This is a genomic window from Haladaptatus cibarius D43, from assembly GCF_000710615.1.
Taxonomy (GTDB): Archaea; Halobacteriota; Halobacteria; order Halobacteriales; family Haladaptataceae; genus Haladaptatus; species Haladaptatus cibarius.
This window is the reverse complement of sequence record NZ_JDTH01000006.1, coordinates 13,460-28,233: the sequence shown is the minus strand read 5'-3', so window position 1 is coordinate 28,233 and position 14,774 is coordinate 13,460. Positions and strand designations below refer to the sequence as shown.

At 60.5% G+C, this 14,774-nt stretch carries 14 protein-coding genes; 10 read left to right on the top strand and 4 right to left on the bottom strand.

Features of this window, described 5'->3' with window-relative positions:
* Positions 1–3 precede the first annotated feature (3 nt).
* From HL45_RS16010 to HL45_RS16000, 3 genes are read left to right on the top strand one after another with little or no spacing between them, the layout of a single operon-like run.
* Positions 4–702, top strand: a complete 699-nt coding sequence (locus HL45_RS16010) for a DUF7530 family protein (protein ID WP_049972468.1) — start codon at positions 4–6, stop codon at positions 700–702.
* A 33-nt stretch (positions 703–735) separates the two neighbouring features.
* A complete protein-coding gene (locus tag HL45_RS16005) occupies positions 736–1,125 on the top strand; it encodes a hypothetical protein (protein WP_049972200.1) in 390 nt (129 codons plus the stop codon).
* A 51-nt stretch (positions 1,126–1,176) separates the two neighbouring features.
* A complete protein-coding gene (locus HL45_RS16000; RefSeq protein WP_233274816.1) occupies positions 1,177–1,824 on the top strand; it encodes a hypothetical protein in 648 nt (215 codons plus the stop codon).
* Here HL45_RS16000 and HL45_RS15995 read toward each other — a convergent pair.
* Complete coding sequence (locus HL45_RS15995; protein WP_049972199.1) at positions 1,821–2,120, bottom strand: PadR family transcriptional regulator; 300 nt, start codon at positions 2,118–2,120, stop codon at positions 1,821–1,823. The genes HL45_RS16000 and HL45_RS15995 overlap by 4 nt on opposite strands.
* 371 nt (positions 2,121–2,491) lie before the next feature.
* Here HL45_RS15995 and HL45_RS15990 point away from each other — a divergent pair, with 371 nt between their 5' ends.
* The 6 genes from HL45_RS15990 (at position 2,492) to HL45_RS15965 (ending at position 10,603) form a co-directional block, all read left to right on the top strand.
* Positions 2,492–5,458, top strand: coding sequence for an FAD-binding and (Fe-S)-binding domain-containing protein (locus HL45_RS15990; RefSeq protein WP_049972198.1), 2,967 nt, complete (start codon positions 2,492–2,494; stop codon positions 5,456–5,458).
* 31 nt (positions 5,459–5,489) lie between these two features.
* Positions 5,490–6,005, top strand: coding sequence for an LUD domain-containing protein (locus HL45_RS15985; RefSeq protein ID WP_049972197.1), 516 nt, complete (start codon positions 5,490–5,492; stop codon positions 6,003–6,005).
* On the top strand, positions 6,002–8,200 hold the full coding sequence (locus HL45_RS15980; RefSeq protein WP_049972196.1) for an LUD domain-containing protein: 2,199 nt from the start codon (positions 6,002–6,004) through the stop codon (positions 8,198–8,200). The genes HL45_RS15985 and HL45_RS15980 overlap by 4 nt, the downstream gene beginning before the upstream one ends.
* 54 nt (positions 8,201–8,254) lie before the next feature.
* Positions 8,255–8,536, top strand: coding sequence for a DUF7521 family protein (locus HL45_RS15975; protein ID WP_049972195.1), 282 nt, complete (start codon positions 8,255–8,257; stop codon positions 8,534–8,536).
* 64 nt (positions 8,537–8,600) lie between these two features.
* Positions 8,601–9,362, top strand: coding sequence for an HpcH/HpaI aldolase family protein (locus HL45_RS15970; protein ID WP_049972194.1), 762 nt, complete (start codon positions 8,601–8,603; stop codon positions 9,360–9,362).
* On the top strand, positions 9,359–10,603 hold the full coding sequence (locus HL45_RS15965; protein WP_049972193.1) for a threonine synthase: 1,245 nt from the start codon (positions 9,359–9,361) through the stop codon (positions 10,601–10,603). The genes HL45_RS15970 and HL45_RS15965 overlap by 4 nt, the downstream gene beginning before the upstream one ends.
* Before the next feature lie 21 nt (positions 10,604–10,624).
* Here HL45_RS15965 and HL45_RS15960 read toward each other — a convergent pair whose 3' ends face one another.
* From HL45_RS15960 to HL45_RS15950, 3 genes are read right to left on the bottom strand one after another with little or no spacing between them, the layout of a single operon-like run.
* Positions 10,625–10,852: a CDGSH iron-sulfur domain-containing protein gene (locus HL45_RS15960; RefSeq protein WP_049972192.1), complete on the bottom strand. Its 228-nt coding sequence runs from the start codon at positions 10,850–10,852 to the stop codon at positions 10,625–10,627.
* Between the two features lie 56 nt (positions 10,853–10,908).
* Positions 10,909–12,744: a DEAD/DEAH box helicase gene (locus HL45_RS15955; protein WP_049972191.1), complete on the bottom strand. Its 1,836-nt coding sequence runs from the start codon at positions 12,742–12,744 to the stop codon at positions 10,909–10,911.
* 45 nt (positions 12,745–12,789) lie between these two features.
* A complete protein-coding gene (locus tag HL45_RS15950) occupies positions 12,790–14,148 on the bottom strand; it encodes an oxidoreductase (protein ID WP_049972466.1) in 1,359 nt (452 codons plus the stop codon).
* Between the two features lie 148 nt (positions 14,149–14,296).
* On the opposite strand from HL45_RS15950, the gene HL45_RS15945 reads away from it, so the two are divergent.
* Entirely contained in the window at positions 14,297–14,755 is a 459-nt protein-coding gene (locus HL45_RS15945) for an SHOCT domain-containing protein (protein WP_049972190.1), read from the top strand.
* Positions 14,756–14,774: the final 19 nt, after the last annotated feature.

Below are 14,774 nucleotides of genomic sequence, written 5' to 3'. Positions count from 1 at the left end.
GGAATGAGCCAAGCGGAGCGCGGGCCGTATCAGTGGACGTACGAGAGCATCGTGGACGCGATTCCGGGCGTGACGCTTCCCGATTGGCTCGCGCTGACCGTTCAGTTCGTTCTTTTCGAAGGACTACTCTTACTCCTCGTGTGGCGCTACGACCTCTGGAGTGGTTTCCTCGCCGGAACTGCGGCGGTCGTCATCGCCACTGCCGGAAGCGCGCTGATGCTCACGATTGCGCGGCGGATTCGAACGCTTTCGACGCCCGCCGCCTACCGAAAACTGCTGTTCGGGTCGAGCATCGAGGTGGTTCTCGGCCTGCTGTCCTACATCGGACTGGTTACCTACCTGTTCGTCTACAATCCGCGGCAGGGCGGGACGCCACTGTTCGAATCGGTGCTCGGAACCGAACCGCCGATTCCGGCGGTGGTTCTCACCTTGCTCGTCCTCTGGGACGTCTGCTACCGAATCGGAACCGCGTGGTGGGCCAGCGTCACCGGGTTCTGGATCGCAGTTCGGCATCCGACCGACGGCGAAACTCGCGCGCATCTTCGGGCAGTCGATGCGCTCGTCATCGGATTCTCTCTGCTTCAACTCGTCCTCGTTCCGTTCGTGTGGGGCTACGACCTGCTCGTCTTCGCCCTCGTCGGACACGTCGTCGCGGTACTACTCGTCTCGGGAGCCGCGATTTTCGTTCGCTCCCGTGGCTGAACTATTTAACCGATGACGGCATATTTCGTGAAGATGGTAGACGATAGCGACCCATCGTTTTCGATTCCGCACCGCCCGCGACGGACGTATCCGCGCGGCGGCGGCGTCCGCTACGAGGGGGAGACTATCTTTCGCCTGTCGCCCGGTTCGGACTGCTCGGAAGAGCGCCTGACCGCGGTCGTACAGGACGTACTGGAATCCGAACCGTACACCTACGGCGACTGGTTCGACCTGCCGGTACCGATGTATCTCGTCCGCGATCACGACCGAGACACGACGTTTCGCGTCGTTGTCAGGTACGAGTCAGTCGAACTGCACGTACTTCCCGACACGCGCTCTGCGGGGTTACTCGCCATGTATCACCGCCTCTCCGACTGTTCGGGGATTTCGTGGACTGTTTCGTGCGAATCGACATCGACCTGACGCAGGTGCAGGAGTACAACATTAAATACCTTTACGCATAGATGAAAACCAATGGCGCTTCACGCAGATGCCCACGATTGGACTCTCCGCACTGCCCACAACCGAGACGAGATGTGGGAACTCGCAGACGAAGACGGCATTCGAGAGGCACGACTAACGTATCCTTCCGGATGGCTCTTTTTGACCCGCGACACCGCCACCCGCGAACTGGTTCGTCTCGCCGCCGCGACCGGCGGCGAGTGGGAGGCGGAGGAACTCGCACACGAACTCGACCAGAGCGAGGAAACTGTCGAACAGAGCTTGGAATACCTCGTCGCGCTCGACGTATTTCGGGAAGAAGACGATGCCTACCGTCCGAACGCAGAAAGCGTCGTTGCCCAGACTGCGGAGCGTCTGCGCGTCACTGCGGACGAACACGGTTCGGAAGACGGTTTCCACGACATCGCAAGTCCGGAGGCGGTTCGCCTGATGTTGGACGCACTGCTCTCGATGGAGATGGACGAAAAAATCACACAGGACGACCTCCACGAACTCGTTGGGTTGTCCAGAAAATCGGTGTGGATGCACGTCGAACGACTCGCAAATCTCGGTATACTCGTAGAATCCGGCGATAGCTACGTGCTCGACGAGGCAAATCCGGTGTTCGGCAACGTGAGAGCGTTAAACGCCGCCGTTCTCGGCACCGCACTGTCCCCCTAAACGGTCTGCGTTTGGGACACGTCTTCGCCGACGTACTGTTCTTCCCACTCCCGGCGCGCTTCGATTTCTCGTGCGCCGCGACGCGTGAGCGTGTAGTAGTTCGTTCGGCGGTCGCGCTGGCCTTTCTCCACCAGTCCTTTATCCACGAGCGAATCGAGATTCGGGTATAGTCGCCCGTGATGAATCTCTTTCTCGTAGTAGGCTTCGAGTTCTTCTTTGATAGCGAGTCCGTGAGGTTCGTCTAGTCCAGCGATGACGTACAGCAAGTCTCGCTGGAAACCAGTCAGGTCGTGCATGGTTCTCCCTAATACTACAGATTCATGCAATAGACAAAAGAGTGATGGCCAAACAGAGGGCACCAGACCGCTTGCTTGCGATTTATATGTCCGATTCTCCCGTCTTCTCTGGCAGCTAAAATTGTTGTTCAAACGATATTTTCCCGCTCTATCCAAACTGCGAAGATAGTTTCCCGACCGTCACATCTCGCGTGGAAACCACGCGAAATTTGGATTGCGTCGTCCGGTGACACCACGACTACGACTGTCCGACACCGACAGGGCGAGCAAATCTGTGAAAATCACTCCGGCAACAGTCAGATATATCTTTTTAAATTTTCGACCTCGGAATCTGCATCGGATTTATGTCGCCATGTATGGTTTTGTCTACCATGGCAACACGGGACGAAAATCCCGACTTCGAAACGCACCGAGAGTCGCTCGGCCACGACCCCGCAGACGAACGCCCCGAACTCGCGTCAGACCTCCGCTCTGCCGTCGATGGCGACGTTCGCTTCGACGAGTACACGCAGATACTCTACGCCACCGACGGGAGTATCTACCAAGCCCGACCTGTCGGCGTCGTCTTTCCAACCTGCATCGAGGACGTACAGGCCGCAGTTCGAATCGCCGCGGAGTTCGACACGCCGATTCTCCCGCGCGGTGCCGGGTCGTCGCTCGCGGGACAGTCGGTCGGCCCGGGGTGTGTCGTTCTCGACTTTTCGCGCGACATGGACGAAATCCTCGACGTTGACCCGGATTCGAAACGGGCCACCGTCGAACCCGGCGTCGTGCAAGACGATTTGGACGACCACCTCCACCGATGGGGACTGAAGTTCGCACCCGACCCCGCGTCCTCGAACCGGGCGACAATCGGCGGCGGTATCGGCAACAACTCGACCGGGGCGCACTCCGTTCGATACGGCATCACCAACGCCTACACCGCGGAGCTGGAGGTGGTACTGGCTGACGGGTCGCTGATTCACACGCGCGAAATCGAGGTCGGTGGCGCGGAGTGGGACGAAATCGTCGGCAAAGACGACAAGGAAGCCGAACTGTACCGAACCGTCCGAAAGCTGGTTTCGGAAAACGAGGACGAAATCGAATCACGCTATCCGACGCTGAAACGCTCAGTCAGCGGATACAACCTCCACAAAGTCGTGTCCGAGCGCGACGGCGAGACGTACATCAACCTCTCTGCACTGTTCGTCGGAGCGGAAGGCACGCTTGGCGTCGTCGTCCGCGCGGCGCTGGATTTGGTGACGCGGCCCGAACAAACCGCGCTCGCGCTCTACTGCTACGACGACCTCGTTTCGGCGCTGTCGGCGGTTCCCGACGCGCTCGATTTCGACGTGAGCGCAGTCGAGTTGATGGACGACGAGGTGTTTCGACTGGCCCGCGAATCGACCGAATTTGCGGAGTACGCCGAACCGATTCCGGAAACGGCGGAAGCGGGATTGATGCTTGAGTTCGACTCCGAACTGCACTCGGATTTCGAGGAGGCCATCGCGGAGACGAACGCGCATTTCGTCCACGCCGGAGACGCCTTCGACGTGCTGGAAGCCTATTCGGACGACGACCAAGCGCGCCTCTGGAAACTCCGTAAAGCCGCGATTCCGCTCCTGATGAGCATGGACGGCGACCCGAAACCCTACCCCTTCATCGAAGACGCCTCGGTGCCGCCCGAAGAGTTGGCCGAGTACGTCCGCGAGTTCATGGCGATTCTAGAAGACCACGGCACCACGGCGGCTTACTTCGCCCACGCCGGAAGCGGAACGCTCCATATTCGACCGATTCTGAATCTGAAAGACGAGGACGGAATCGAGACGATGCACTCCATCGCGGAGGACGTGACGTCGCTCGTTCTCACCCACAACGGAGCGTTTTCGGGCGAGCACGGGGACGGACTCGCCCGAACCGAATTCAATCCGAAACTGTACGGGCCACAGCTTTGGACGGCGTTCAAGGAACTCAAAACCGCGTTCGACCCGGAGTGGCGGCTGAATCCGGGGAAAGTGGTGTTCCGCAAGGATGAGGCAGATATGCGCAAAAACCTCCGATACGGCCCCGAATACGCCTCCATCGAACCGAGAACGGTACAGGATTTCTCCGACGAAGGCGGCTTCTCGCATCTCGTGGAACTGTGTAACGGCTGTGGCACCTGCCGACAAACGGGAAGCGAAACGATGTGTCCGTCCTACCGTGGCATGAAGGACGAGATGACGACCACGCGCGGGCGGGCGAACCTCCTCCGGGCCGCCATCAGCGGCGAGATTCCGACCGAAGAGCTGTACACCGACCGATTTCAGGAAGAAGTGTTAGACCTCTGTTTAGGTTGTAAGGGCTGTGCCCGAGATTGTCCGACCGGAGTAGACCTCGCAAAGCTGAAAGCCGAGGTGAAACACGCCAGCCACCGGAAACAGGGTGCGAGTTTGCGGGACAAATTCTTCGCCGAGGCGGAGCGCGCGTCCGCCCTCGGAAGCGCGCTCGCGCCGGTTTCGAACTGGGCCACGAAACTACCGGGTGCCGGACTGCTCGCCCAAAAAGCGCTCGGAATCGCCGCGGAGCGCGACCTCCCGCGATTCACACGCGAGACGTTCACCGACTGGTTTGAATCGCGCGGGCCGCGAATCTCCCGCGAAATCGCCACCGAGCGAGTGCTGTTCGTTCCGGACACGTTCACCAACTACAGCTATCCGGAACCCGGAAAAGCCGCCGTTCGCGTGCTCGAAGCGGCGGGAGTTCACGTCCGAGTTCCAAATAATCTCGCACCAAGTGGTCGCGCCGCCTATTCGGAAGGCTTCCTCGATAAAGCGCGCGAACGGGCCGAAACGAACGTTTCGGCCCTCGAAAACCGCGTCGAAGACGGCTGGTCTGTGGTCTTCGTGGAACCCTCCGACGTGGTGATGTTTCAGGACGAGTACACCGATTTGGTGACCGAATCGATGGTCGAGTTGGTCGCGGCGAACACCTTCAGCGTCTGTGAATTTCTCGACAAAAAACGGCTGGACGACGGAATCCGGTTTCGGGAGGTTGACGAATCGCTCGCCTACCACGGCCACTGCAACCAGAAGGCGATTCGAAGCGACCATCACGCCGTCGGCGTGCTCCGCAGAGCAGGATACGAGGTTGCCCCCCTCGATTCGGGATGCTGTGGCATGGCGGGGAGTTTCGGCTACCGTGCCGAACAGTACGACCTCTCGCAGGCAATCGGGCGAATCCTGTTCGAACAGGTGGAAGCGAGCGACGCCGAAACCGTCGTCGCGCCCGGCACGTCCTGTCGAACCCAACTCGAAGACATCGGTACGCGTCCGCCGCATCCCATCGAAAAAGTCGCGGAGGCGCTGCATCGCCCGTAACTATTTATTCGAGAACGCGCCACGTTGTGCCATGTCTGCCGACACCGTCTCGACTTTTCGAGACTCCCTGCGGGAACTCGATGTCGGATTTACCCGAACGACGACGGCCGAGTTCGGCCGGGCACTCTCGGACGCCGTCGTCGAACCTGCACTGGGGACGGAACTGCCGTTCGACGGCATTTCGCTCCCCGATTCAATTCCTCGATTCGGCGCACGCGATTCGACTGTTGACGCCCTCGAAAACGCGAAAACAGGCGTCACGCACGCCAGCCTCGCAATCGCAGATTACGGAACCGTCGTGATTCAGCCGACTTCGGCAGGCGAGGAGCGAGTTAGCCTTCATCCCAACCACCACGTCGCCGTCGTCGCCGAGAGTGACGTGGTTCCCGGTATGACCGGTGCGTTCGACCGGCTAGAAGCGATTGCAGAATCCGGTGGAAGCGCAATCTTCGCAACCGGAGCGAGCGCAACCGCCGATATGGGGGCGCTCGTTCACGGCGTCCACGGGCCGAAAAACGTCCACGTTATCCTGCTTTCCGACCGATGACGGACAAAGCCGACAGCATCCGAAATCTACTAGCGACCGAGGGACGGAGCGTCGAAACAAATACGCGAACGTTCAACGACGGACGATACGAGTCAACCGCGGAACTCGAACAGTACGAGGAACTGAAGTCCCGAGCCAGAAGCATCAAGGAAGATGCAATCGAGCGCCTGCCGGAATTGGTCGAAACCGTGCGGAAATCGGTCGAAGCCAACGGCGGAACCGTCTATCTCGCGGACGATGCGGAGGATGCGAATCGGTACATTGCGGAAGTCGCAGATGACGCCGACGCCGAACTGCTCGTCAAGAGCAAGACGATGACGGGGGAGGAAATCGAGGTCAACGACCATCTCGCGGAATCGGGAATCGACGTGTACGAAACCGACCTCGGGGAGTTCGTCTTGCAGGTAGCCGACGAAGCACCGTCGCATCTCGTCGCGCCCGCTATTCACCGTTCCCGCGAGGACATCGCGCGACTGTTCAACGGCCATTTCGACCCGGACGAACCGCTCGAAACCGCGGAAGGCCTCACGGCGTTCGCCAGCAACTACCTCGGCGAGAAAATCAGCACTGCTGACGTTGGCCTCACTGGTGCGAACTTCGTCGCCGCGGAAACCGGAACGCTTGCGCTCGTCACCAGCGAGGGAAACGCCAGAAAGACGGCAAGCGCGCCGGATACGCACATCGCAATAGCAGGCGTCGAAAAGTTGGTACCCACCATCAGCGACTTACAACCCTTCGTGGAACTCATCGGGCGCTCCGCGACCGGACAGGACATCACCTCCTACGTGTCGTTTTTGACGCCGCCGGTCGAAACGGTGACCGATTCGGACGCTGACCGCGATTTCCATCTCGTCCTGTTGGACAACGGTCGGATGGCCATGCGTGACGACGATGTCCTCCGCGAGACGCTGTACTGCGTGCGCTGTGGTGCCTGTGCAAACTCTTGTGCGAACTTCCAGCACGTCGGCGGCCACGCCTTCGGCGGCGAAACGTACACCGGCGGAATCGCAACCGGATGGGAGGCAGGGGTTTACGGCCTCGACAGCGCGGGCGAGTTCAACGACCTCTGCACCGGCTGTTCTCGCTGTGTGAACGCCTGTCCGGTCGAAATAGATATTCCGTGGATAAACACTGCCATCCGCGACCGAATCAACCGCGATGGTAGTGACAATCTCGATTCGGTGTACCACGGACTCCTGCCGGACGACGAAACCGCCTCTCTCGACGGGGGAAAGCAACTGTTCGGCAACTTCTCGACGCTCGCCAAATTCGGGAGTCGTTTCGCTCCGGTTTCGAACTGGGTCGCCGGTTCGACGGCGACTCGACAATTTCTGTCGTGGGCGTTCGGCATCGACCCACGACGGGAACTGCCGGAGTTTCAACGCGAGACGCTGGTTGAGTGGTTCGCGGACCGCGAACCACTCCACGTGGATGCGGAAACAGAGACGAACGCGGAATCGGTGGAGCGCGAAGCGATTCTGTATCCCGACCCCTACACGAACTACATTCTCGTTGAGCGGGGCAAAGTCGCCGTGCGAGTCCTCGAATCGCTCGGGGTTTCGGTACGGATTCCATCTTTGCCGCCGACCGGTCGCGCGCCGCTCTCGCAAGGCATGGTCGAAACGGCGCGAAGCAACGCTCGGGCACTTTCGGACGAACTTGCGCCGCATCTCGATTCGAATCGGGACGTGGTCGTCATCGAACCGAGCGACCTCGCCATGTTCCGACGGGATTACGAGAATCTGCTGTCCGCGTCCGATTTCGACCGTCTCGGCGAGAACAGCTACGAACTGTTCGAGTATATTTACGGATTGCTGGAAAACGGTGCCAATCCGGACGCGCTTTCGGCCTCGGCCTCGGAGTCCGATGCCGAAGCCGGAGCCAAAGAGCAAGTCACCTACCACGCCCACTGTCAAGCGCGAACGCTCGGCCTCGAACCGTACACCGTCGCCGTCCTCTCCCGATTCGGCTACGAGGTCGAGACGACCGACGTGGAGTGTTGTGGCATGGCCGGAAGTTTTGGCTACAAATCCGACTACTACGACCTCAGCATCACAGTCGGTGAATCTGCTGTCGAAGCTGTGACACACGACTGCGTCGTCGCAAGTGGCGCATCGTGCGTCGAACAGTTCGATGCGCTATCAAAACTATCGGTGAACCATCCAGTCCAGTTACTGACTTGCGGTATTGAATAAATTTAAATCTATTGCCCGAATTGTAGGTGACGAATACCGAGGGCGACTCACCAGATGCAAGTTATCGAAATCACCTATATCGTACTCAGTGCCGTTCTCGCGGCGACCGGTCTTACCATGGTGGGACTGGCGATGCGGGCGTATTTACAGACCAATCGTCGGTCGATGCTCGTCCTCTGCATCGGCTTTTCGATTCTCGTCGCGGCCGCAATCGCAACCACGTTCAGCGCGTTTCTGTACGATTTCGAAAACAGTCGCGTGCTGCTGACCGTGAACTACGGCGTTTCGACGATTGGATACCTGTTCGTCATCTACAGCGTGACAGGGTCGGACTGAGCGAAAAAATCAGCCACACCGCCGACCGAATAGCTATTTTTGCCCGCCAAGCGTTTGGAGAACCATGAGTGAACTCAGGCAGGCAGTGCGGGCGGGCGACCCCGTCGTCGGGACGTGGGTGACAATCGGCCATCCGGCGGTCGCAGAAATGAGCGCCGAACTCGGATTCGATTTCGTCGTCATCGACGCGGAACACTCGTCTATGTCGCTCGAAACCGTCGAAAACCTCGTTCGAGCGGTAGACGCGGCGAGCGGTGAAACGCAACCTGTCGTCCGCCTACCGGACGACGACCCGACCCGAATCAAGCGCGTCCTCGACACCGGCGTTTCCGGTGTTATCGTGCCGATGATCCAAACGGCGGAACAGGCCCGCGCAGTGGTCAAAGCGACGCGCTATCCGCCGGAAGGGGTTCGAGGCGTTGCCGGGTCACGAGCCGCGAAGTACGGACTCGAAATGGGTGACTACTTCGAACGCGCGAACGACGACCTCCTCGTGATGGTGCAGATAGAATCCGCAAAGGGCGTCGGACACGCCGGTTCGATTGCGGCGGTGGACGGCATCGATGCGCTGTTCGTCGGCCCGGCAGACCTTTCGGCATCCCTCGGTCGGTTCGGCGAAACGGACTCCCTCGACACCGAGATTTCCGCTGTTTTGGACGCCGTCGGCGAATCCGACACCGCGGTCGGAACCATCGCCCTTGACCCCACCGACGTCGAGCGATGGGCCGAAACCGGGTTCGACTTTCAGGTCGTCGGTATCGACGCCGATTATCTTCTGGATGGGGCAACGCGCGCGAAGCGGGAGTACGAGCAACTGATTCGATGACCCTCGTCTGTTATCACTGCGGCAGGGAGACGGAAACCGGCGCGCGCTGTGCGTGCGGCGAACCGCTCTGGCTGAAAACCGACGCGAGCGATTTTTCGTGGACGGAATCGGACGAATCATCAAACCCACCCGAATCCGGACTCTGGCGCTACGGCGAGTTGCTTCCGACGGAACCGCTACCGGGCGTCGGTCTGGCGGCGGGCGGAACGCCGCTGATTCGAACCGAACGATTGGACGACTACGCCGGATGTCAGTTGTGGGTCAAAGACGAGAGCGCCAATCCGACAGGGACGTTCAAAGACCGCGGTAGTGCGGTCGGCGTCGCCCGCGCGCTGGAGACAACGGAAGCCGGAGATGGCTGGGTCGGCACCGTCTCGCACGGAAACATGGCGATGAGCATGTCCGCGATGTCGGCCAGTGCAGGCGTGAACTGCCTCGTCCTCGTCCCCGACGACATTCCGCCGGAGCGCCTCGGACACATCGCCCAGTACGACCCGACACTCGTGCAGGTCGAAGGGGAGTACGGAAAACTATACTACGACAGTTTGGAACTGCCGGGCATTCGGTTCGTCAACTCCGATACGCCGTATCGCGTGGCGGGGCAAAAGACCACGGCGCTGGAAATCTGCGAGGCGTTTGCGACCGGTCACGGCCGATTCGTGGCGGATTCGTCGAAGTCACCCGATTCCCCCAACGCTCCAGACGCAATCGTCGCGCCGGTCAGCAGCGGCGGCCACGCGAGCGCCATCTGGAAAGCCCTTCGGGAACTCCGCGAGGCGAAGTTGCTCGACTCGATTCCGCGACTGTATTTCGTGCAGGCCGCCGCTTGTGACCCGATTGCACAGGCATTTCGCGCCGATGCCGAGGAAGTCGATTCTATCGAGGGCGGTGAAACCGTCGCGTACTCGATTGCCAATTCCGACCCGCCGAGTGGTAACCGCGTCCTCGCCGCAGTTCGTGAACTGGGCGGTGCGGTGCTGTCCGTCTCGGACAACGAGATTCTCGACGCGAAACAGCAGTTCGCCCGCCGTGCGGGGATCTGCGTCGAACCCGCCTCTGCGACCACATTGGCGGGAATCCGCCAGCTTTCGAAATCGGGCGAGATTTCGACGGGCGATTACGTCGTTGCGATTGCGACCGGAACCGGGTTCCGTGAGCAGTCAGCGCCGCCGACTGCGCCACAATCGGTTCCCCTTGCCGACCTCGAAAAACGAGTTCGGTCACTCGTTTCGGACGCGTAACTGTTTCAGTGCAGTTAGGGGCTACTCGTCGGCGAAAACCAGCTCTTCTATTTCCCGGCGCTCGCCGTTCCCGTATCGGTACACCGTATCCGATTCTTCGTCGTAGGTCGCTCGGTGTGACCCGTCGCAGAACGGATATTCGGCGGACAGTCCGCAGAGACAGATTGCGATGTCGCCCTTCTCTTCGTCGATGTCGTCCTCGTCGATTATCCGTGGACTCCGTTCTGTGTGTCTGACTTCGCGGGCCATGTGCGGAGTTGTCGCTCCCAACACTTCAGTTTCGGCGTGAAATCGACGTTTCGAGATTACTCTTCCGCGACTGCTTTTTCCTCCAAAATCGTCTCCTCTGCAACCGACTCCTGAATCCGGATTCCCTTCGACGCGAGATGGCGCAACTGCTGGCGCGCGAACTCCTCTTCGCGCGTTCCGCGAGTCGCCAGCACGTACATCCGGGCGCGTCCGGCGGGGCGCATTGTTCGCCCGGCGCGTTGGGCACCCTGCCGCCGCGACCCGCCGAGTCCCGACGCGACGATTGCGAGTTCGGCATCCGGCAGGTCGATTCCTTCGTCGCCGACGCGCGAGATGACGAGAGTGTCGAGACGCCCGTCACGGAACGCTTGCAGATGGCGCTCGCGTTCGGGATGCGGCATCTGGCCACTGATGAACGGAACGTCCATAGCCTCTGAAATCTCCTCACCCTGTTCCAGATACTCCACGAACACCAATGCTTTCGAAGTAGGGTGTTCTTCCAGCAGGAACCGGATTTCGTCCATCTTCGCGGGATTCGACGCGGCAATCTGGCGTTTGCCGCGCTGGCTCGCGTTGGCGTACTCGCCGTGATACGTTTCGTCGTCCCAACCGACGTACCGGATTTCCACCTCCGGTTCGGCGACGAATCCCGCCTCGAACAACGCGTCCCAGTCGGTGCCGATTGGCGGCCCGATGAGCGTGAAAATATCTTTTTCTTTGTCATCTTCCCGGACGGGTGTGGCTGACAGTCCCAATCGATGTTTGCTCTGGAGGTTCGCGCTCCGGCGGAAAACCTTACTTGGAATATGCTGACACTCATCATAGACGATGAGCCCCCAACGTCGCTGGTCGAACAGTTGCCGATGCCTGTCCATTCCGGCAGTTTGGTAGGTCGCAATCGTCACGGGGCGAACGTTCTTCTCGCCGCCGTGGTACTCGCCGACTTGTTCCGGTGAGAGAGTCGTGTGGGCCAGCAGTTCGTCGCGCCACTGTCCGGCGAGTTCCCTGCTCGGAACCAGAATCAGTGTTTCCCCCGAAACGGCTTCCAGAACGCCCATCGCGGCAACCGTCTTCCCGCTTCCCGGCGGGCCGACGAGGACGCCGGATTTCAGGTCGATGAACTCCGCCACCCATTCGCGCTGATAGTCACGCAGGGAGAGCGAACAGTCGATGGCCAGTTCGTCGCCGGTTTCCAAATCGCGTTCGTCCTGCACCGGGTAGCCCGCCTCGTACAGGATTCGTTTGACTTCGGCGACTTTCTCCTCGGCGACCCAACTCTCGTTGTCGGAAACCGGCGCGCGCAGGTGGCTGTCGTCCAATTTCTGCCGTGCGACGTTGCCCATCAGGTCGTCGCTCGCGGCTTCGAGAACCACGTAGTCGTCTTCGTGCGTGTAGAGTCGGAACTGTTTCGCGCGTTTCCACTGCTGTTCGACGAACTGCTCGATGTCGGGCGACTGCTCGGGAAGCACCTGCCGGACGGTTCGCAGTAGGTTGTCGAGCGAGTCGTAGGGGGCAGACCAGATGTCTTCTTGTCGAATTCGATAGCTGTAACCGCCCTCCCGGGTCGTCTCCGTCAAATGCGCGAACTGCGAGAGTTGCGCCCGGGTGAACTGCCGCGGTTGGTCGGCGACGATCTCCCGGCGATTCGGAAACACGACGATTCGCTCCCGGTCGGCCAGTCGCTCCCATTCGGTCGGGAACCAGACGACAGGGTCGCGTTCCACGTCGAGGCGGGACACCTCGCGCTCGTCAGCCAATCGTTCCAGCACGCGGTTTGCCTCCTCGTGCGAGCAGTCGAGTACCCGAGCGACTTCGTCGGCGGTGAGCACCGGACGACCGATGTCCTCAACGGCGTCGTACACGTCCGAAATCCCGTAATCCTCGTCGGTCACTGCTCCACGGTTGGTTCTCCCGCGGAATACCCGTTACGACTCGGGTTACCGATTCGGACGATTCGGGCGATTGCCCGACTCGTCCACGTCGTAGACCCCCGCCTTCCGCAGTTCGCCGCGTTTTTCGAGAACGCTCGTCGTTCGACAGACCCCGTGGGCACCAGTCGCCTGCGGGACGGTGCAGTTGTTGCAGTTTTCACAGACGACGGCGGTCTGCTCACTTCCCCGAACCCCCTCCCCGAGAATTCGGGCCGGAAGCCGCGGTTCGGCGTAAAACGGACGGCCCATTCCGACAGCATCGCAGTCACCTCCTGCGAGCAACCTATCGATTCCGTCCCGGGTTCGAATACCACCCTCCGCGAGAACCGGAGCCGAAACGCGCTCCGTCACCCGACGGGTGAACGGGCGGTTCCACGCCGGGTCGAAATCGTACTTTTTCGACTGAAGCCAGTTCAGCAGGGCAACCATGCTCGCCCGCCACTTGCTTCCGAACGCGTCGGCGTAGCCCTCGCGGAATCGCTCGTCGCGCCACGCGCGGGCCGGAAACGCGCCGCGGACGATGCTCGCGTCCCAGAACACGGAGGCCTGCACGGGAACGAGCGCGTCGAATCCGACATCGGCGAGTCGGTCGCAGATTCGAACCCCATCCGCGAGCGAGAGATGCGTTCGGACGAATGGCGGCACGGTCGTCTCGGCGGGCACCTTCGTCATAATCGGAACCGCCGGGCCGACTCGCTCTCGAATCTCGTCGTGGACGAGTTCGAGAAATCGCGTTCGTTCGGCCAGCGACCCGCCGAATTCGTCGGTTCTGCGGTTGTAAAACGGCGAGAGAAACTGCTGGACGATGCCCATGTTGGCTCCAGCGATGTGGATTCCGTCGTAGCCCGCGTCGATGGCGTACTTCGCGCTTTCACCGAAATCTTTTGCGAGGTTGTACACCTCTTCGGTGCTAAGGACGTGCGCGTCGTAGGAAAGAAATCCGACGCGGTCAAGCGCCCGCAGGATGGCGGGGGGGCACGAAACCGCGAGTTGCTGGAGGTCGGGATTTTCGGCGCGAAAGCCCGCGTGCCACGTCTCCATGCTTCGCAGGCCGCCGTGTTCCAACTGGAGAAAAATCCGGCTGTCGTGGTCGTGAATAGCGTCGGTCAGCCGCTCCAGTTTCGCAACGAATTTCGGGTCGTGAACCCGCGTCATTCCCGGTGCGGCACAGCCGCCCTCCCCGCGAACGATGGTTGCACCCTGACAGATGAGGCCGACACCCGACTCCGCCGCGGGTTCGAGTTCCCGAATCAGGGTGTCCACTGCGTCCGGGCCGTTTCCGGCGCATTCGAGGAGCGGGGCGCGATAGAGGCGGTTCGGCAGTTCGACGCCCGCGATTTCGAGAGGGTCTTCGAGTTCGGGCACGTTGGGTTTGGATTCGTCGGGTTTCGGCGTAAAGGTTTGTGGCGAGATAGTGGCGGGCAGGCCAACGGCCTGCCATCTCTGTGGTTGTGAAGGGCTCGACAACATAGCAAAGGTGATATTTTATAGCCAGTAGCGAAAACCCACACCTATGGGCGACACACCCCGTGAACGACTCTACGAAAACGCGACGGGAATCACGTCGATGGTAGTCACGGGAATCTGGCTCGTGGCCCTCCTTAGCGGGCAAGGCTGGTGGCTCTATGCCCTGCTCCTCGGCTACATGGTCGTCGTTCCAATCGTCTCCATGCTGTTCGACCAAGAAGACCAAGTCGATGATTGGTGGAACGAGTCGTGGAACGAACCCGACTGGTGGAACGGATTCGGCGGCCTCGGAGAGGCAAAATCGAACGAAGCTGAAAGGCCGGACGAGCCGACCGAATCGAACAAGGACGCCCTCGAAACCCTCAGGAACCGATACGCGAGCGGCGAACTCACGGACGACCAGTTCGAGCGGAAACTGGAACGGCTCATGGAAACCGAGACGATAGAGGACGTAGAAGATCGGTTTCGTGCGGACGAGCGCGAGCGACTTCGAGAACGAGAGTAGTTCGACAACTGATTTTCGA